The 17,794-nt window shown below is 70.4% G+C and carries 16 protein-coding genes and 3 tRNA genes; 8 read left to right on the forward strand and 11 right to left on the reverse strand.

Annotation, left to right across the window (positions count from 1 at the left end; genetic code table 11):
• The first annotated feature begins 16 nt into the window (after nt 1-16).
• A complete protein-coding gene (locus V1457_RS06560) occupies nt 17-1,216 on the forward strand; it encodes a thiolase family protein (protein ID WP_200068189.1) in 1,200 nt (399 codons plus the stop codon).
• Nucleotides 1,217-1,469: 253 nt separating this feature from the next.
• On the opposite strand, the gene V1457_RS06565 is transcribed toward V1457_RS06560, so the two are convergent.
• Complete coding sequence (locus tag V1457_RS06565) at nt 1,470-2,261, reverse strand: aminotransferase class IV (RefSeq protein WP_338601426.1); 792 nt, start codon at nt 2,259-2,261, stop codon at nt 1,470-1,472.
• Nucleotides 2,262-2,375: 114 nt separating this feature from the next.
• Here V1457_RS06565 and V1457_RS06570 point away from each other — a divergent pair, with 114 nt between their 5' ends.
• A complete protein-coding gene (locus V1457_RS06570) occupies nt 2,376-2,738 on the forward strand; it encodes a group 1 truncated hemoglobin (protein ID WP_338601428.1) in 363 nt (120 codons plus the stop codon).
• Nucleotides 2,739-2,936: 198 nt separating this feature from the next.
• Nucleotides 2,937-4,088, forward strand: a complete 1,152-nt coding sequence (locus V1457_RS06575; RefSeq protein ID WP_338601431.1) for a glutathione-independent formaldehyde dehydrogenase — start codon at nt 2,937-2,939, stop codon at nt 4,086-4,088.
• Nucleotides 4,089-4,312: 224 nt separating this feature from the next.
• Here V1457_RS06575 and V1457_RS06580 read toward each other — a convergent pair.
• The 4 genes from V1457_RS06580 to V1457_RS06595 form a co-directional block, all read right to left on the reverse strand.
• A tRNA-Arg gene (locus V1457_RS06580) sits at nt 4,313-4,385 on the reverse strand.
• A gap of 37 nt (nt 4,386-4,422) precedes the next feature.
• A tRNA-Ser gene (locus tag V1457_RS06585) sits at nt 4,423-4,512 on the reverse strand.
• A gap of 78 nt (nt 4,513-4,590) precedes the next feature.
• Nucleotides 4,591-6,585, reverse strand: a complete 1,995-nt coding sequence (locus tag V1457_RS06590) for an acetoacetate--CoA ligase (protein ID WP_338601434.1) — start codon at nt 6,583-6,585, stop codon at nt 4,591-4,593.
• Nucleotides 6,586-6,702: 117 nt separating this feature from the next.
• Nucleotides 6,703-7,407, reverse strand: a complete 705-nt coding sequence (locus V1457_RS06595) for a dienelactone hydrolase family protein (protein ID WP_200068184.1) — start codon at nt 7,405-7,407, stop codon at nt 6,703-6,705.
• 401 nt (nt 7,408-7,808) lie between these two features.
• Here V1457_RS06595 and hisC point away from each other — a divergent pair, with 401 nt between their 5' ends.
• Together hisC and V1457_RS06605 are read left to right on the forward strand one after the other, a co-directional pair.
• Nucleotides 7,809-8,864: a histidinol-phosphate transaminase gene (gene hisC, locus V1457_RS06600; RefSeq protein ID WP_338601437.1), complete on the forward strand. Its 1,056-nt coding sequence runs from the start codon at nt 7,809-7,811 to the stop codon at nt 8,862-8,864.
• 76 nt (nt 8,865-8,940) lie between these two features.
• On the forward strand, nt 8,941-9,696 hold the full coding sequence (locus V1457_RS06605) for a hypothetical protein (RefSeq protein ID WP_338601440.1): 756 nt from the start codon (nt 8,941-8,943) through the stop codon (nt 9,694-9,696).
• Between the two features lie 219 nt (nt 9,697-9,915).
• Here the strand turns inward: V1457_RS06605 and V1457_RS06610 are convergent, their stop codons facing one another.
• The 5 genes from V1457_RS06610 to V1457_RS06630 form a co-directional block, all read right to left on the reverse strand.
• A complete protein-coding gene (locus V1457_RS06610; RefSeq protein ID WP_200068181.1) occupies nt 9,916-10,671 on the reverse strand; it encodes a hypothetical protein in 756 nt (251 codons plus the stop codon).
• A gap of 89 nt (nt 10,672-10,760) precedes the next feature.
• On the reverse strand, nt 10,761-11,252 hold the full coding sequence (locus V1457_RS06615) for a hypothetical protein (RefSeq protein WP_338601444.1): 492 nt from the start codon (nt 11,250-11,252) through the stop codon (nt 10,761-10,763).
• 137 nt (nt 11,253-11,389) lie between these two features.
• Nucleotides 11,390-12,253 (reverse strand): L,D-transpeptidase, encoded by an 864-nt coding sequence (locus V1457_RS06620; RefSeq protein ID WP_338601447.1) that lies wholly within the window; start codon nt 12,251-12,253, stop codon nt 11,390-11,392.
• A gap of 389 nt (nt 12,254-12,642) precedes the next feature.
• Nucleotides 12,643-12,963: a hypothetical protein gene (locus V1457_RS06625; RefSeq protein WP_338601450.1), complete on the reverse strand. Its 321-nt coding sequence runs from the start codon at nt 12,961-12,963 to the stop codon at nt 12,643-12,645.
• 76 nt (nt 12,964-13,039) lie between these two features.
• Nucleotides 13,040-13,124: transfer RNA gene (locus V1457_RS06630), tRNA-Ser, on the reverse strand.
• 191 nt (nt 13,125-13,315) lie between these two features.
• Here V1457_RS06630 and V1457_RS06635 point away from each other — a divergent pair.
• Both V1457_RS06635 and V1457_RS06640 read left to right on the forward strand, forming a co-directional pair.
• Nucleotides 13,316-14,287 carry an ABC transporter ATP-binding protein gene (locus V1457_RS06635; RefSeq protein WP_338601453.1) on the forward strand — a complete coding sequence of 324 codons (972 nt, stop codon included), beginning with the start codon at nt 13,316-13,318 and terminating at the stop codon, nt 14,285-14,287.
• A 59-nt stretch (nt 14,288-14,346) separates the two neighbouring features.
• Nucleotides 14,347-15,120 (forward strand): ABC transporter permease, encoded by a 774-nt coding sequence (locus tag V1457_RS06640; RefSeq protein ID WP_200068668.1) that lies wholly within the window; start codon nt 14,347-14,349, stop codon nt 15,118-15,120.
• A 33-nt stretch (nt 15,121-15,153) separates the two neighbouring features.
• Here the strand turns inward: V1457_RS06640 and V1457_RS06645 are convergent, their stop codons facing one another.
• The gene (locus tag V1457_RS06645) at nt 15,154-16,614 is read right to left on the reverse strand and encodes a M28 family metallopeptidase (protein WP_200068158.1); all 1,461 of its coding nucleotides are present in this window, start codon (nt 16,612-16,614) and stop codon (nt 15,154-15,156) included.
• A gap of 129 nt (nt 16,615-16,743) precedes the next feature.
• Between V1457_RS06645 and V1457_RS06650 the strand changes: the two genes are divergently transcribed.
• The gene (locus V1457_RS06650; protein ID WP_338601459.1) at nt 16,744-17,724 is read left to right on the forward strand and encodes an NAD(P)H-quinone oxidoreductase; all 981 of its coding nucleotides are present in this window, start codon (nt 16,744-16,746) and stop codon (nt 17,722-17,724) included.
• The last annotated feature ends 70 nt before the right edge of the window (nt 17,725-17,794 follow it).

Raw genomic sequence — 17,794 nt, forward strand, 5'->3', positions numbered from 1 at the left:
CGGTCAGCATTGGGGCATGGCCCGCGCCTTCGTGATCGACGCCGCTCGCACTCCGTTCGGCCGGTACCGGGGCGCCCTGTCCGGTCTCCGCACCGACGACCTCGCGGCGCTGCCGATCACCGAGCTGCTGCGGCGGCACGGGCCGGAAGGCAGTGACCTGCTCGACCCGGCGCAGGTCGACGACGTGCTCTACGGCAACACCAACGGAGCCGGTGAGGACAACCGCGACGTGGCACGGATGGCCGCGCTGCTGGCGGGCCTGCCCGCCACGGTCCCCGGCGTCACGTTGAACCGGCTGTGCGCCTCGGGCGGCGAATCGCTGGTGCAGGCCGCCCGGGCGGTCAAGGCCGACGAGGCGCAGCTGCTGATCGCAGGCGGCGTCGAAGGCATGAGCCGCGCGCCGTTCGTCATGCCGCGGCCCGAGCAGGCCATGCCGGACCGGATGGAGGTCGTGTCCACTGCCGCGGGCTGGCGGCTGGTGAACCCGAAGCTCCCGGCGGCGTGGACGGTCCCGCTCGGGCACGCCGCCGAACGCAGCGCGCTCGACCTCGGCATCACCCGCGAACGCATGGACAACTACGCGCTGCGCTCGCACCGCCGCGCCTCGGCGGCGTGGGACGCCGGGGCGCACGACGGATTCGCGTTCCCGGTCAGCACGCCGGGCGGTGTTCTCGTGCGGCGCGACGAGTCGGTCCGCCCGGACACGAGCGAACGCAAACTCGCCAAGCTGGAGCCGGCGTTCTCCCCGGACGGTCCGGTCACGGTGGGCAACTCGGCTCCGCTGTCGGACGGCGCGCTGGCCGCGCTGATCGGCACGCAGGAGCGGGCAGAGCGGCTCGGCGTGCGCACGTGGGGCGAGCTGCTGGGCTCGGCGACCACCGGGACCGAACCGCACCACTTCGCGCTGGCCGCGGTGCCCGCGATCCGCAAGCTGCTGCGGCACCTGGGCATCGGCGCTGCGGACGTGGACCTGTGGGAGATCAACGAGACGTTCTCCGCGGTGGTGCTCGCCGTCCTGGAGCACCTGCCGGACGTCGACCGCGAGCGGGTCAACGTGCACGGCGGCGCGCTCGCCTACGGGCACCCGCTGGGCGCTTCGATGCCGCGTGTGGTGATCGACTTGTGCCGGCACCTGCGGCACCGCGGCGGCGGTCTCGGAATCGCGGCCGCTTCGGTGGGAGTCGGGCAGGGCATGGCGCTGGCCGTGCGCGCGTGACGTGGGAACGGGGCCGCCCCGCGTAGTGGACGACCCCGTTCCATGTCGCCGCCGGCCACTGCGGTCAAGACCACCCTCGCCAGGCCTCTCCGGTCAGCTTCGGCCGAGCAGCGGAGCAGGTGCTTACGAAGCTAGTGCCGCCGCGAGCCCCGCGCGCGCTGGAACCCTGTTCTGCCAACACGTGCTGAGCTGCACGAAGGCCCCGGCTTGACCGACGCGGTCGATCGGCACAACCCGCCGCGGCTGTCTCGAGTCAGCCCAACGGTTCAGCGGGCACCGCAGCCCACGCCGAACTGAGCGGATCCGCGTCCCCGGTCTCCCGGAACGCCACGTCATCGATTGAGCCGATGGGCTGCGCCGGACAGACCGAGTTCGTCGCGAACGCAGCCCGCAGCGCGGGCAGTTCGTCCAGCAGCACCGGGCGCTGCACCTGCGGCACGCCGATCCGGTCGAGGCCTTCGGCGAGCACCTGCATGGTGATCCCGCACAGCATGTCGGCTTCCGGCCACACGACGCGCTCGCCGTCCCAGAAGGCGATGTTCCAGATCGAACCTTCGCTGATCCGGCCGCGACGGTCCACGAACAGCACGTCGTCGAAGCCTGCCGCCTGCGCCTGCCGACGCCGGTGCAGCACGCCGAGGAAGTCGTAGTGCTTCAGATGTGCCAAGTCCCGCTCGTACCCGATGCTCCGCACTCGCATCGGCGGGCCCGGCTCGCTGGTTTCCGGCCCGGCCACGATCACCAGCAGGTCGGGATCGACCGGCTGCACCGGCACTCCGGACCTGGCGAACACGTTGACCCGCACGGATACCGCCGCAGGCATGTCCCGCAACGCCGAACGGACCAGCTCGGCCACTCGTCCCGGCTCCAACGGGCGCCCGAACAGCTCCTGCGAGGAGTCCGCGAGCCTGCGCAGGTGATGCCGCCAGCCCGCGACCGCCCCGTCGCGAACCTGCATCGACGTGAAGTGCCCGTAGGTCTGCGCCGACCGCACCTGTTCGGGCGTCGCCGGCTCGCCGTTGATCTCCATGCGCAGGACTCCCACGGCAGGCAAGGGTAGCCGCCGATGTGCGGTGCGTAGCGACGTCTTCACCCGTAGATCATGGCGCTGAAAAACAGCCGTGGTGTCGTTTGCGCATTCCCCGCGAACGGAGGACAGATGAGCATCTACGACGAAATCGGCGGCGCGCCCGCGCTGGAAGTGGTGGTTTCGGAGTTCTACCGGAAAGTCCTGGCCGACCCGGCGCTGACCGAATTCTTCAGCGGTGTGAACATGTCCCGGCTGCAGGGCAAGCAGGTCGAATTCTTCGCCGCCGCGCTCGGCGGCCCGGAACCGTATCGGGGTGCGTCGATGCGGCAGGTGCACCAGGGCCGCGGCATCGAGCAGCAGCACTTCGACCTGGTGGCGCAGCACCTGGCTGCGTCGTTGAACGAAGCGGGCGTACCGGCGGACACGGTGCAGCGCATCTTGACCACCATCTCGCCGCTGTCCGCCGACATCGTCACTGCCTACGACTCGTAGGTGACCGAGCGGATTCCACTGCCGCGGCGGGGCTCGACGCCCCGCCGCGACGCAGGTCCTGTTTCCGCGACCCGCTGCTGCGGGTAAGCCTGGACAAGCGGTTGATCACCGCACAGCTGCGGGACCTGCGCCGGGCGGCCGGTTCGCAAGAGCGCCTCGGTGACCCGCAGGTCCGCACCCGCGCGAAGGAGGTCCCTGATGAAGGCAGTGGTGTACCAAGGGCCGCGGCAGGTCGACGTCCAAGAGGTCCCGGACGCGCGCCTCGAGAAACCCACCGACGTGCTGGTCAAAGTCACCTCGACCAACGTGTGCGGCTCGGACCTGCACATGTACGAAGGCCGCACGGACTTCGAGCCCGGCCGCATCTTCGGGCACGAGAACGTCGGCGAGGTCGTCGAAGTCGGTTCCGGTGTGGACAAGGTCCGGGTCGGCGACATGATCTCGGCGCCGTTCAACGTCAGTTGCGGGCACTGCGAGAACTGCGAGCACGGCCTGACGAATTACTGCCTGCAAGCCAACGATCAGGAAGGCATGGCCGGGGCGGCGTACGGCTTCGCCGACATGGGCCCGTGGCCCGGCGGTCAGGCGGAGTTGCTGCGCGTGCCGTGGGGCGATTTCCAGTGCCTGCGGCTTCCGGAGGACGCGGCGGAGAAGGAGAACGACTACGCCATGCTCTCGGACATCTTCCCCACCGGCTGGCACGCCGTGGAGATGTCCGGGATGCGCCCCGGCGAAACGATCGTGATCTTCGGCGGCGGCCCTGTCGGGCTGATGGCCGCGCTCTCGGCCGGGATCAAGGGCGCGGCGAAGGTGCTGGTCGTCGATCGGCACCCGGACCGGCTCCGGCTCGCCGAGCAGATCGGCGCAATCCCGATCGACGACTCGAAGGCCCCCGCGGTCGATCAGGTGCTGGAGCGGACCGGCGGGCGCGGCGCCGACCGGGGCTGCGAGTGCGTCGGCTACCAGGCCCACGATCCGCAAGGCCGCGAGGACAACGCGACCACGCTGAACGACCTGGTCTCCTCGGTGCGGTTCACCGGCGGCATCGGCACGGTCGGCGTGTTCGTCCCGCAGGATCCGGGCGGCCCGGACGAGCTGGCCCGCAACGGGAAGGCCCGGTTCGACTTCGGCGACTTCTGGTTCAAGGGCCAGCAGATGGGGTGCGGCCAAGCCCCGGTCAAGCGCTACAACCGGCATCTGCGCAACCTGATCCACGAGGGCAAGGCCACCCCGTCCTGGATCGTCTCGCACGACCTGCCGCTGGATGAGGCGCCGAACGCCTACAAGCGCTTCGACGCCCGTGAAGACGGTTGGACGAAGGTGGTCCTGCATCCCGGCCGAACTTCGTGAAGCACCGACCGCTGCCCGGGGATCGGCGGATTTCCGGGCAGCGAACGACGTTCGGTCGCTTCTTTGACGGAGCAGGGCTTCCGTCTCGCTGACCCGCGAACGTCGCCGCGGCGGCACGCGGCCTGGCGCTGGGCGCCGAGTTCGCGGCGGGAGTTCGGCGATTCGATCCCCACAAGCAAAAAACCCCCTGCTGCACAGGGGGTTTTTGCTGTCTCGACCAGACGCGCGCCCGTAGGGATTCGAACCCCAAACCTTCTGATCCGTAGTCAGATGCTCTATCCGTTGAGCTACGGGCGCTTGTTCAGTTGTGGATCCCCGCCGGGCGGGAACCCCGCGGAGGCTCCGGGATTTGAACCCGGGAGGGGGCGTGACCCCCAACCGCATTAGCAGTGCGGCGCCATAGACCAGACTAGGCGAAGCCTCCCGGTGTCCTCTCGGCCACTGCGGAAAGCCTACACAACCTGCCATCGCGGCGACAAAGGGGGGTCCGCCCGGCCGGAGCTCAGCTCCCGGCGTCCTTCCCGAGCTGCACGAACGGGTTCAGCGCGGCCGGATTGCGCAGGGCGTCGCGGCTCACGGCCCGCTCCGGGTCGGCGCCTGCGAGGATCTTCTTCACCGGCACCTCCAGCTTCTTGCCGTTCAGCGTCTGCGGGACCTCGTCGACGACGATGAACCGGTTCGGCACGTGCCGCGGCGAGAGCTGGGACCGCAGCTGCCGCTTGAGCTCCGGCTCGACGTCCGCCAGCTCCGCGCCTTCGGCCAGGACCAGGAAGCACAGCAATTCGCCCTCGCCGCCCGCCGCGCCGGAGGTGTCGATCACGAGCGAGTCGGTCACCTCGTCGAATCCCTCGACCACCCGGTAGAACTCGGCGGTTCCCATCCGGATGCCGCCACGGTTCAACGTCGAGTCGCTGCGGCCGTGGATCACCAAGGTCTCCCGCTCGGTGACCTCCACCCAGTCGCCGTGCCGCCACACGCCCGGATACGTGTCGAAGTACGCCTCGTGCAGGCGGGAACCGTCCGGGTCGTTCCAGAAGAACACCGGCATCGACGGCATCGGCTTGGTGATCACCAGCTCGCCGACCTCGCCGTGCAGTTCCCGGCCGTCCTCGGAGTAGGACCGCACCGCCGCCCCCAGCAGCGGGCAGGAGATCTCGCCGAGCCACACCGGAACGTCCGGTGCCGCGCCGACGACCGCGGTGCACAGGTCCGTCCCGCCGGAGACGCTGGCGATCTGCACGCGCTCGCCCACCGCGTCGGCGACCCAGCGGAAGCCGTCGGTGCTCAGCGGCGAACCGGTCGAGCCGACCGCGCGCAGCGCCGAGAGGTCGTAGTCGGCCTTCGGCCGCAGCTCGCTTTTCAGGCAGCTCTGGATGAACGGCGCTGAGGTGCCGAAGTAGCTCACCCGGTGGCGCTGCGCGAGCTCCCACAACGCGTTCAGCGAAGGATGCCCGGGGCTGCCGTCGAACAGCAGCAGCCGGGCGCCGGTGAGCAACCCGCCGAGCAGGAAGTTCCACATCATCCAGCCGGTCGTGGTGAACCAGAAGAACGTGTCGCCCGGACCGAGGTCGCAGTGCAGCCCGACCGACTTGAGCTGTTCGACGACCATGCCGCCGTGGCCGTGCACGATGCCCTTCGGCAAACCGGTGGTGCCGGACGAGTAGAGCACCCACAGCGGGTGGTCGAACGGCACGGCGTCGAAGGCGAGCTCGGCGTCGCGGTGCCGTCGCAGCAGCTCCGCCCAGTCCGCGCAGCCGTCGAGTTCGCCGGCGCCGACGTAGTCGACCAGCACGGTGCTCGCCAACCCGGGCAGCATTCCGCGCAGTTCGTCCACAGTGGACCTGATGTCGTAGCGCTTGCCGCCGTAGACGTAGCCGTCGACGGCGACCAGCACCTTCGGCTCGATCTGCACGAACCGGTCGGCGACCGCGCGCAGCCCGAAGTCCGGTGAGCACGACGACCAGATCGCACCCAGGCTCGCGGCCGCCAGGAACGCGATCAGCGTCTCCGGGCAGTTCGGGGCCAGCGCCGCGACCCGGTCACCGCGGCCCACGCCCTGCTCGGCCAGCGCCGCCCGCATCGCGGCCACGCGGGCGCGCAGCTCGCCGTAGGTGAGCTCGGCCTCGAGCCCGTCCTCGCGGGCGAACACGATCGCCGAGTCCTGATCCCGCTTCGCTTCGCCCCCGTTTCCTTCAACGCGGCGCAGCGCGTGCTCGGCGTAGTTCAACGTCGCGCCGGGGAACCACTCCGCACCCGGCATGACCTCGGCGGGCAGCACCCGGCTCGGCCGCTCGTGGAACGTGACGCCGAAGAAGTCCGCGACGGCTCCCCAGAACCCCTCCAGGTCCGTGATCGACCAGCGCCACAGCGCCCGGTAGTCCGGCAGGTCCACGCCCCGCTCGGTACGCAGCCACTCGCGGAAGTCCTCGATCCGGGTGCGGCGGACCTGGTCCGGCGCGGGCTGCCACAGCAATTCGGGAGCCGTACTGGAAGTCATGCACGTTTCCTAACCCACGAAGACGCCCGGACGCCATAGCCGGGAGACCAGGTGTGCACCGGAAACAATTCATCCACAGCGACTGTGGACAAGTTGTCCACACATTGTGGATCGAGGTCAGCGCAGGTGCGTGTCGAACCAGTTCCGCGCCCGCTGCCACGCCTCGACCGCGGCGCTCGAATCGGTGTCGAAGCGGTGGTCGCTGCGCGCGTAGTGCACGACGTCCGTGGCGACCCGGGCGGTGGCCGCCGCGTCCCGCAGCTTGCCGACCTCCGCGGCCGGGATGCCCGGGTCGAGCTCGCTGTAGAGCCCCAGCCACGGGCAGGTCAGCTCACCGGCGATCTCCACCAGCGCAGGCAGCCCATCGGAGAGCGGTTCGAGGATGCCGCCACCGCCGACGGTCACCGCAGCTCCGAGGCTGCGGCTGCCCGCCACCACCAGCGCCGCCGAGCCGCCGATGTCGAACCCGATGACCCCTTGCCGGTCGGCGGGCACGCCCCGGTCGGTCAGCCACACGAACGCCGCGTCCGAGTCGGCGAGGATCGACTCGCCGCTCAGCCGCTGCACCTGGTCGTTGACCTGGTCGTCGCCGTGGCCGTCGGAGAGCTCGTCGGTGCCGTCGCGGTGGTAGAGGTGCGGCGCCACCGTCAGCCAGCCCTCGTCGGCGAGGCTGCTCACCAGCGAGCGCACTCGGCCGGTCACGCCCCGGGCTTCGTGCAGCACCACCAGCCCGCCGCGCACGACGTTGTCCGGTTCGGCGACGGTCATCCGCAGCGTGCTGCCGTCGGTGAGCGCGAGCGTCTCGGTCCGGGATTCGGTCATGTCGTTCAGGTAACCAGGTACGGGTGAACAAAAGTCAACGTGATCGTCCGGATGGCGGTAGGTCGCTGACGCTCCGTCCACGAGCACCGCCGGTGACTCGTCGCCGCCCCGCCAGCGTGCGGAGAAACTCGATCGCAACGGCCACGAACTGCGATGATTCGACCTCCGCAACACCCGCGCCGAGCCGCGCGAACGCCCGGATCCGCACCGGCACCGCACCCGCGACGTGGCACGCATTACACCCGGTCGGCGTCCGCAGCGCACAGGAACCGACAAGTCGCCCGCGGGTGTCGAACACGCGCGAATCGACGCCGCTCGGGGTGCCACCGCAGAGCCGCACCGCGCTCTAGAGTTGGCGGGCGACACCGTCGCCCGCGGTACGTCGAACCAAGGAGCCGTGCATGACCGTCCGCATCCGCGCAGACCTCGACCAGCTGCCCGCCTACGTCGCAGGCCGCACCGTCCCCGGTGCGATCAAGCTGGCCAGCAACGAAGTCTCAGCCGGTCCGCTGCCCGGCGTCGAGGCGGCGATCGCGCGCGCGGCCGCGGACGTGCACCGCTACCCCGACATGGGCGCGACCCGGCTCACCGGAACGCTCGCGGAGCGCCTCGACGTCGCGCCGGAGCGAATCGCCATCGGCTGCGGCTCGGTGGCGCTGTGCGAACAACTCGTGCAGATCACCTGCACCGCCGAGGACCAGGTCGTTTTCCCGTGGCGCTCGTTCGAGGCGTACCCGATCGTCACGCAGGTGCACGGCGCCGGGCAGGTCCCGGTACCGCTGAGCACCGGGCACGCGCTCGACCTGGACGCACTGGCCGCCGCGATCACGCCTGCGACCCGGCTGGTGTTCGTGTGCACGCCGAACAACCCGACGGGCACCGCGCTGCGCCGCGCCGAGCTGGAGCGGTTCCTGGACGCGGTGCCGTCGGACGTGCTGGTGGTGCTCGACGAGGCGTACCGCGAGTTCGTCACCGACCCCGACGTGCCGGACGGCATCGAGCTGTCCCGCCGGTACGCCAACGTGCTGTCGCTGCGGACGTTCTCGAAGGCGTACGGGCTGGCGGGCCTGCGCGTCGGCTACGCGGTCGGCCCGGAGCACGTGATCGAAGCGCTGCGCAAGGTCTGCATCCCGTTCAGCATCAACGCGGTCGGCCAGGCCGCCGCGCTGGCCTCGCTGGACGCGGGCAACGAGCTGAAGGATCGCTGCGAGTCGGTCGCCGCCGAACGCGTCCGGGTCCGCGACGACCTGCTCGCGCTCGGCTACGACGTTCCGGAGACGCAGGCGAACTTCGTGTGGCTCGCGCTGGGCGAGCGGACGCAGGAGTTCAACGAGCACTGCATGGCCGAGGGGGTGGTGGTGCGCGCGTTCGCCGGGGACGGAACCCGCGTCACCATCGGCGGCGCCGCGGAGAACGACGCTTTCCTGGCGGCCGCCCGCTCGTTCCGGAAAACCTGACACCACGAGGGGAAGCCGCTGATCGCCCCGCGTTGCTAGGGTCCATCCGGCGAACGGTCGACGGCGGGGAGCGGCTATGCAGCAGATACCGGACGGCATGCGCGCCGCGTACCTCGTCGTCGATGCCGTGACGGGAAAAGTGCTGCGCACCCGGCACGCCGACGACAAGATCCGGTCCGCATCGCTGGTGAAACCGCTGATCGCGGTGGACCACCTGCTGCGGCTGGACGGTCCGGTCCCGGACGCCGACCGCGTCCTGCTGGAGCCGATGCTGCGGGCCAGCGACGACGACGCGGCCAGCGAGCTCTGGGACCGCGGCGGGCGCAACGACGTGGTCGGACGGATGGTCGCGGAAATGGGGCTGGTCGACACCGCGCCGCCGCGCGATCCGGAGATGTGGGGATACACCGCGATCACCGCGGCGGACGTGGTCCGGATCTACGACTACCTGCGCAGTTCGGGCAGCGTCGGGGAATACGTGCTGGCGAACCTGGGCGAGTACACGAAATTCGCCTCGGACGGCTTCGACCAGGGCTTCGGCCTGCCCGACGGCGCCGACCACCCGGTAGCGGTCAAGCAGGGCTGGTCCGGTTTCGGCCCCGGCCCGAACGAATCCGTCAACGGCAAGAGCCGCCGCAGGGTCCCCGACGAGCGGATCGATCTGCAGCGGCCCGCCATGCACAGCACCGGAACCGTGCGGCACGGCGACCGCGAGCGGATCATGGTGGTGCTCACCCTGCAGCCCGAAGCGACCAGCTGGGACGCGTCCGCGGCGCGGATCACCGAATTGACCCGCGAACTCGACGCGGAAGCGGCGAAAACGTCGGAGTAGCGCCACGTTCTCCCGCGGTCGCCCACCGGGCTGCGGGAGATGTCCGGCGAAGAGAGGGGGAGTACTTCGCCGGACACCCCACGAGGTGATCCCGGCGGCAACCGGTGATCACGCCGACTGCGTAGTGAACTACGCCGAGGGCGAATCTAGCCGCACCCGTGGAAAACCCGCCGGGCACGAGCACCATGATCGCTCGTTCGAGTGGAAGATCTTGCCCGTTCAGCGGCCGGTGGAGCGAGCTTCGGCTTCGTCCGGCGGGCGCGGCTGGTAGTGGTCGGCGGCCGGTTTGCCGACTTCCTCCTCGCTGACCCGGTCCTCGCCGCGGCGGCGGAAGAACCGGAAACCGGGAATGCCGACGATCGCGCGGCGCACGTCGTGGGTGACTTCCAGCAGTTCGTGGATCTCCGGGCCGACCTTGTCCAGCGTGCGCAGGATCGGCAGCACGTCCGACAGCACGTGCTCGGTGAGCACCGGCAGCTCGTCGACCAGCCGGATCGCCGCATCGACCTCTTTCTGCGAGAGCTCGTCGACGAACCGCTGCGCCATCGGCGCGGCACGGCGCGCCACCGGTTCGTAGGTGTTGAGCAGTTCGTCGGCCACCGCGGCGGTCTTCTGCACATCGCGCACGGTGTCCGCGGCGTCGGCGCTGACTCCACCGGCTTCCGCGACCAGCTTGCGCGCTCCGGCGGAGATGTCCGCGGCTTCGGCCACGGTGCCCGCGGCGGCATCGGCGGTGTTGCGGGCTTGCCGCAGCACTTCCTCGACCTCGCCGACGGTGCGGTCGGTGCGCGCCAGGGTTTCCTCGGCCCCGTCGACGATGGTGTTGACCCGGCGCAGCAACATCTCCACCTGATCGACCAGTCCCAGCACCCTGGCCGGCGCGGTCGCCGCGGTCGTGGCCGACTCCACCGCCCAGCCGACGGTGGACTTCGCGACGCCCAGCACGTCGCCGGGCGTGGGGATGCGGATCAACATGCCCCTACTGTGCACGTGCCCGCACCCCGTCGACCACAACCGTGGCCGGAGACGGGGTGCGGGCACGTGGTAGTGAGCTCCGCCGCTGGTCAGCCCGTTACGGCGGCGTGACCGGCGACCGCGACCGGGCTCGGCGCCGCGGGCAGCTCGGCGGGTGAGACCGCTTCCTGGGCCGGTGCCTGCTGTTGCGGAGCCTGCTCCGGAGCCTGTTCCGGTGCCGGAGCGGGAGCCGGAGCGGGAGCCGGCCCCGGAGCGGGGCCCGGGGCAGGCACCGGCGGCGGCGCAGGCGCGTGCGGCTTCTCGGGCTTCGGCGGCTTCGGCTTCTCGGGCTTCGGCTTCTCCGGCTTGGGCTTGTCCTCGGGCTTGCAACCCGAGCCGTCCGGAGAGAGCCCGTCGGCGACGGCGCCGACGACGGCGACGCTGCTGTTGCACAGCTGGATCGGCGCCACGTTCACGTTGTCGTCGTTGCCGCCGTTGACACCATCGTTCTGGGTACCGTCCGCGGACGCCGGGACGGCGGTGAGCAGCAATCCGGCGGTCGCGGTTACGACACCGGCGAAGTAGCAGGCATTTTTGCGCACTGTCGCACTTCCTTCGGTTTCGATTACGGGGTTCCTCGGTCCGCCCTCACCGCACCCCGTCGTCCGGTGAGGCCGGGTCCGTCCTTTCGCGACAGGTCCCGTTGGGTCCTGTCACCGCGCGGCCGTAGCGCCCGCGGTCACCGCAGCAGCACGACCGTTCCCAGCGGCAGCGTGCTCAGCAGCTGTAATGCGTCCGGTGGGACGCGCACGCACCCGTCGCTGATGGCCTTGCCGAACACTTCGTCACCCGGCCAGCCGTGCAGCGCCACCGTGCCCGGCCCGCCGCCGTAGGAGTTGAACGTCTCCGAATGCGTGCCCAGCGGCAGGATGATCGGGCTGAAGCGGGTGACCTGCTCTTCGACGGCGGCCATCACGAAGGTCCGGCCGCGCGGCGTGGGCGATTCGGCGGCCCCGACTCCGACGATCCACTCCCCCAGCCGTTCGGCGCCGCGCCACACCGCCAGCCGCTTGGCCTCGACGTCGACCTCGACCCGGAACGGCGAGCGGGCCTGCCGGACCGGGTCCGCGGCGGTGACGCGGATCCAGCCGCTCGTGCCGTTCGGCCTGGACGGCAGCAACACCTGCGCCCAGGCACCGGAGCGCGCGATCACCGGAACCCACGTGGGATTGCCGAGCTGCGTGGCGGGCAGTTTCGCGAACGCCGATCCGCCTGGCCTGTCGTGCACCGCGACCGGCTGCTCGATGTGCAGCACCACGCCGTCGGTGTCGCGTTGCGGTTCCGGATCGGGGACCCCGCCGATGAGATCACCGAAGGTCGTGGCTTCCGGCAGGCCGCTGAGATCGACCCGATCCGCCTGCGGGATCGGCGGCTGTTGCGCGGCCGGCCGCGCAGGCATGGGTGCGGTCGGTGCCGACAGCGTCCCGGAACAGCCCGTGAGCAGCATCGCCAGCGCTCCCGCCAGGATCGTCGACGACCACGCGCAACGGACCGCCCGGCAGGCCGCCGGGGCGGGAAGCGTGGCTGCGTTCCGCGATCTCATGACAATCCTCGGGGTTTCATGACCGGCCGGTTCGGTTTCCGGCTGCGTCGGGGCCATGGCGGCATTCGTCGGGAAACGGGTTCGGGGTTTCGGGGAAGGAAGCTGGTCGCCGCCGATCCATGCCGGGCGGACGCTAACCCACGGCACCGGACCGTCCAAACGCGAATATGCCGCTCCGACCTGCCGAAAAATCGATCAAAGTAGCGCGTGAGCAGGCAAAACGTCCGAGACCGACACAGCCGCGACCGCAGATTCGTCGCCAACGCACCACGAATGGGTGTTGATATTCACCGAGACGAGTGAACATGTCGCGGCTTTCCGTTCGCTTTCGGCGGCATTAATCGCGCGCGCGTCCGCGGTAGGCATCCCGATCACCCCAACGCCGCAAATCACCCGACCCAGGGCGCGGCGGCACGCCGTCCTCCTGCACCGACACCGCCCGGCACCGCAGCAGCGACCGGGCTCCACCGGTCGGCACCCGCTTCTATGATTTTGACCGCCACGTTTCCGGCAAAGTCCCAAATAACGATCTTTACGCGCGAACCCACGTACTCGAGCATTTCAAGGAATGCGAACTTTCCGGGACTTATTTCCCTGTTCGGACGACTGACTACGTCGGCGTCACCGAGCGCTACCAACACGTCGGCGGCAACGTCCTCGGCGACATCGCCGAACGAGTCGGCGCGCACCCCTGGCAGGCGCCTGAGCACACGAACTGAGACTAAGCACAATGGAGCCCGAGCGGGAGCGACCCTCACCGGGCGCTGTTCGTGCTGGTCAGCGGCGCGGAAGCGGCGGGATTCGAACCCGCGGAGCCTTTCGGCTCGCTCGCTTTCAAGGCGAGTGCATTCGGCCGCTCTGCCACGCTTCCAACGTTGGAGCGTAACCGTCCGCGCTTCGCCGCGGACAGCGGGGCGGCCGAGGACGAGTGGTCCCGGGGACGGCGCGTGGCGTCGTGAGCTGCGGTGTCGTGCTCGGTGCGCGGGAAAAATCATTTGCGGGGCGATCGTCGGGGATGGTTGTCTGCGTGGTCGGCTGTCGGCGGCGGAGGGGGATGCTGACGTGACGCACGCGGTCGAAGTGCGCGAGTTGGTCAAGAGGTTCGACGGCGGATCACCGCCCGCGGTCGACCGGTTGAGCTTCCAGGTGCACAGCGGGGAGATCTTCGGGCTGCTCGGGCCGAACGGCGCGGGCAAGACGACCACCGTGGGAGTGCTGACCACCCGGGTGCTGCCGAGCGGTGGGTCGGCGCGGATCGGCGGCGTGGACGTGGCCGCCGATCCCGTTTCGGCGCGCCGGAAGGTGGCCGTCGTGCCGCAGCGGGTCAACCTGGACCGCTCGCTCAACGCGCGGCAGAACCTGACGTTCCACGCCGCTTACCACGGTGTTCCGCGGGCCGAGCGGAATCGGCTGGCCGACGGGCTGCTGGAGCGGATGGGGCTCGCGGACAAGCGAAAGGCGCGGGTGGACGACCTCTCCGGCGGCCAATCGCAGCGGTTGATGATCGCGCGGGCGCTGATGCACCGCCCGGAGGTGCTGTTCCTGGACGAGCCGTCCACCGGGCTGGACCCGCAAGCCCGGCTGTTCGTGCACGACCGCATCAGCGAGCTGCGCGCGGAGGGCGTGACGGTGCTGCTGACCACGCACGACATGGACGAGGCCGAGAAGCTGTCGGATCGGGTGGGCATCGTCGACCACGGGCGACTGCTCACATTGGACACTCCGGCCGCGTTGATCAAATCGCTGCCGGGCGGCGGCACGGTGGACGCGGCGATGCGGGCCGACGGGGCCGACGCCGACAAGGCGCGTGCGCTGCTCACCGACCTGCCCAGAGTCGAGCAGGTCGAGCAGATCGCCGGGCACGACGACGGCCAGCTGCGGCTGCGGCTCTACTGCGGCGGGGAGCCCGCGGAACTGCTCGGCCCGGTCGCGCGGGTGCTGCACGAGCACCAGGTGCCGGTCACCGAGCTGTCGCCGGGGTCGGCGACGTTGGAAGACGTGTTCATCGACTTGACCGGCCGGGAGCTGCGATGACCGACACGGATGCCGGGCGCGCGCCGCTGCCGGCGGGCGCGGAACCACGTGCGGGGAACATGGCGGCTCGGCTGCGGGCGTTCACCGCGGTACTGGGCCGCGACGTGTTCGTCACCGGCCGCGAAATGCCGAGCTTCCTGGCGCAGGTGCTGGTCCAGCCAGTGGCGATCCTGTTCATCTTCGGCAAGGTGCTCGGCTCGCTCGGCTACACCCAGCCCGGGTACGAGCAGATCCTGCTGCCGGGCATGATCGCGATGAACGCTTTCCTGGTCGCGTTGCAGAACACGTCGTTCCCGCTGGTGTTCGACTTCTCCTACTCGCGGGAGATCGAGGACCGGCTGCTGGCACCGATGCCGGTGAGCTGGGTCGCGGTGGAGAAGATGCTGTTCGGTGCGGCTCGGGGACTGTTCGCGGCGGTGCTGATGATCCCGCTGGGGATGTGGATGCTCGGGCGGATCAGCTGGGACCTCGGCGGGCTCTGGTTCGCGGTGCTGTGCATGCTGCTCGGTTCGCTGACCGGGGCGGCCGTGGGGATGACGGTGGGCACGATCGTGCCGCCGCGGCGCATCAACATCATCTTCGCGGTGATCCTGGCGCCGCTGATGTTCACCGGGGCGACGCAGTTCCCGTGGACGCAGCTGGGGAATCTGCGCTGGTTCCAAGTGCTTTGCGGGTTCAACCCGCTGACCTACGTCAGCGAAGGGATGCGCGGAGCGCTGCTGCCGGACGTTCCGCACCTGGCGCCGTGGGTGTGCGTGCTGGTGCTGGTGGGCGCGTGCGCGTTGTTCGGTGCGCTGGGGATCGTGTTCTTCCTGCGGCGGGCGTTGGACTGAGCGGCCCGTTGGCGCGAACGGGCCGCTCACCCGTCAGATCCGCGCGTGCGAGCCGAGCATCGGCGGTTCCTCCGCGGCCAGGGCGCGGCTGCCCCGGTGCACGCTGCCGGTGCTTTCCGCGTACGCACCGATCGTCGTGGCCAGCGCCTTGGAATTCCGCTCCAGCGCCACCTCGTCCACATTGGACAGAGTGTCGGCCGGGCCGTGGTAGTTCAGGTCGTACGGCTGCCCGGCCGTGCCGCCCCACTCCGCGGCCTGCTGCTCGGTCTTGAGGTCCTCGGCACCGGTGAACAGCCCGCCGGACGGGATGCCGTTCGCGATGAACTCACCGTAGTCGGAACGGCCGTCGAAGTCGGTGCCCTGCAGCCGCACGCCCTGCGCGGCCATCGCAGCGGTGAGGTCGCGTTCGATCGCCGCGGAACCCTCCGGCCCCGGGCCCGCTCCCACGCCGTCGGAGTCGTCGCCGTCGTAGGCGAAGTAGCCCGCGTTCGGCGACCCGATCATGTCGAAGTTCAGGTACAGCGCGATGTCCAGCCGCTGCTCGAAGCTCAAGCCCTGCACGTACTTCGTCGAGCCGACCAGGCCGGACTCCTCGGCACCCCAGAAGGCGAACCGCACCGCGTTCGGCGTGCCCGGCTCGCCGCCCAGCCGCAGCGCGGTCTCCAGCAGCCCCGCCGTGCCGGTGCCGTTGTCGTTGATGCCCGCGCCTTCCGGAACGCTGTCCAGGTGCGCACCGGCCATCACCACGTTGTCCGGGCGGCCGGTGCGGGTCTGCGCGATGACGTTGCGGGTGGTGATGTTCTCCAGCCGCGATTGCACGTCCAGGTGCACCTGCGCACCGGCTCGACCTGCGAGGTCCGCTCCGACGGCCCGAGTGACGCCCGCGGTGGGAATGCGCGCGTCCGCGGGGTCGCCGAGCGTGCCGCCCAGCGGCCCTTCCGCGTTGTTGTAGATGATCGCGGCTGCCGCACCGAGGTCGGCTGCGACCTGCTGCTTCTGCGCGAACGAGCAGGATCCGCGCTGGACCAGCACGACCTTGCCCGCCACGTCGGCCGGGAAGTCGGCGGCTTCGCAGCCGGGTGTGTCGTCCACCGCGGCCACCGACAGCGGCGCGGTCAGCCCGCCCCGCGGTGTCGCCGGGGAGTATTCGAGGGCGTCGCCTTCGGTCGGCGAGCCGTCCACGTCCAGCGCGAACGAGTCGAGCCGGTATGCCTGGTAGTCGAACTCCGGTGTGCGCACGTCGAATCCGGCGTTCCGCAGCTTCCCGGCGACGTAGTCCACACTGGACTCGTATCCGGGCAGGCCGGAGGCCCGGTTGCCGTCGTGGGTGTCGGCGATGCGCTGCAACGCCACCAGGTGCCGCTGCACCCGGTCCACATCGACCCGGTCGCCGAGCCCGGCGGGGGCGGCGGAAGCGGGCGCGGCCGCGAGGACCGTCGCGGCGCAGGTCGCGAGCACGGCCGCTAGGCGGCGCCTCGATCTCACAACGCTCATGCTGTTGTCTCCCCGGCAGGTGAGGTTCGCCGGGCGTTCCCCGGCTCCGCCAAGATTGCCCGAAATCCGTCCGGTTCGGCAGGTTTTCCCAAGATTGCCGGAGTTCGCAGGCGTACTAGTGTCGTTGGCATGTACGCGATCGCTATCCGTGAGCCGGGCGAACCGGATGTGCTGGAGTGGACCGAGCAGGCCGATCCGCGGCCGGGCCCCGGCGAAGTGCTGCTGGAGGTGGCCGCGGCCGGGGTGAACCGGGCGGACCTGGCGCAGCGGCAGGGAAACTACCCGCCACCGAAGGGCGCCAGCGAGGTGCTGGGGCTGGAGTGCTCCGGCACCGTCGCGGAACTCGGCGATGATGTGCGGGACTGGCAGGTCGGCGATGAGGTGTGCGCGCTGCTGGCCGGTGGCGGTTACGCGGAGCGGGTCGTGGTTCCCGCGAGCCAGCTGCTGCCGATCCCCGAAGGCGTGGACTTGGTGGACGCGGCCGGTCTGCCGGAGGTCGCCTGCACCGTGTGGTCCAACGTGGTCATGGAGGGCGGTCTTTCGTCCGGCCAGCTGCTGCTGGTGCACGGCGGCTCCGGCGGGATCGGCAGCAATGCGATCCAGATCGGGCGTGCGCTCGGTGCCCGGGTCGCCACGACCGCGGGCGCACCGGAAAGCGTGCAGTTCTGCCGCGAGCTCGGCGCCGACCCGGTGATCAACTACCGGGACGAGGACTTCGCCGAGGTGGTCAAGGGGCTCGGCGGCGCGAACGTCGTGCTGGACAACATGGGAGCGTCCTATTTGGACCGCAACCTGTCCGCGCTGGCACCGGACGGGCACCTCGCGGTGATCGGGATGCAGGGCGGCCGCAAGGCCGAGCTGGACATCGGCCGGATGCTGGTCAAGCGGCTGCGGATGTCGGTGCTCGGGCTGCGCGGGCGGCCGGTGGACGGGCCGAACGGCAAGGCCGCCATCGTCGCCGACGTGCGGGAGAAGCTGTGGCCGCTGGTCGCCCGCGGCGAGGTGCGCTCGCTCGTGCACCACCGCATCCCGCTGCCGGAGGCGGCCCGCGCGCACTCCCTGATGGAAGCCGGTGGCCTGCGCGGCAAGATCCTGCTCACCCGGCCCTGAGCACGGCCGGGCGGTCGCGCTCATCCGGTGAGCGCGACCGCCCGGCGCCCCGGAATGCCGAAGCGGATTC

The sequence above is a fragment of the Saccharopolyspora sp. SCSIO 74807 genome (assembly GCF_037023755.1).
GTDB lineage: Bacteria > Actinomycetota > Actinomycetes > Mycobacteriales > Pseudonocardiaceae > Saccharopolyspora_C > Saccharopolyspora_C galaxeae.

Bases quoted from the DNA above. Each gene is read 5' to 3' on its own strand.
- V1457_RS06560 (WP_200068189.1), top strand. From the start codon at position 17: ATGGCCCGCGCCTTCGTGATCGACGCCGCTCGCACTCCGTTCGGCCGG.
- V1457_RS06570 (WP_338601428.1), top strand. From the start codon at position 2,376: ATGAGCATCTACGACGAAATCGGCGGCGCGCCCGCGCTGGAAGTGGTG.
- V1457_RS06575 (WP_338601431.1), top strand. From the start codon at position 2,937: ATGAAGGCAGTGGTGTACCAAGGGCCGCGGCAGGTCGACGTCCAAGAG.
- V1457_RS06590 (WP_338601434.1), bottom strand. From the start codon at position 6,585: ATGACTTCCAGTACGGCTCCCGAATTGCTGTGGCAGCCCGCGCCGGAC.
- V1457_RS06595 (WP_200068184.1), bottom strand. From the start codon at position 7,407: ATGACCGAATCCCGGACCGAGACGCTCGCGCTCACCGACGGCAGCACG.
- hisC (WP_338601437.1), top strand. From the start codon at position 7,809: ATGACCGTCCGCATCCGCGCAGACCTCGACCAGCTGCCCGCCTACGTC.
- V1457_RS06605 (WP_338601440.1), top strand. From the start codon at position 8,941: ATGCAGCAGATACCGGACGGCATGCGCGCCGCGTACCTCGTCGTCGAT.
- V1457_RS06610 (WP_200068181.1), bottom strand. From the start codon at position 10,671: ATGTTGATCCGCATCCCCACGCCCGGCGACGTGCTGGGCGTCGCGAAG.
- V1457_RS06620 (WP_338601447.1), bottom strand. From the start codon at position 12,253: ATGAGATCGCGGAACGCAGCCACGCTTCCCGCCCCGGCGGCCTGCCGG.
- V1457_RS06640 (WP_200068668.1), top strand. From the start codon at position 14,347: ATGGCGGCTCGGCTGCGGGCGTTCACCGCGGTACTGGGCCGCGACGTG.
- V1457_RS06645 (WP_200068158.1), bottom strand. From the start codon at position 16,614: ATGAGCGTTGTGAGATCGAGGCGCCGCCTAGCGGCCGTGCTCGCGACC.
- V1457_RS06650 (WP_338601459.1), top strand. From the start codon at position 16,744: ATGTACGCGATCGCTATCCGTGAGCCGGGCGAACCGGATGTGCTGGAG.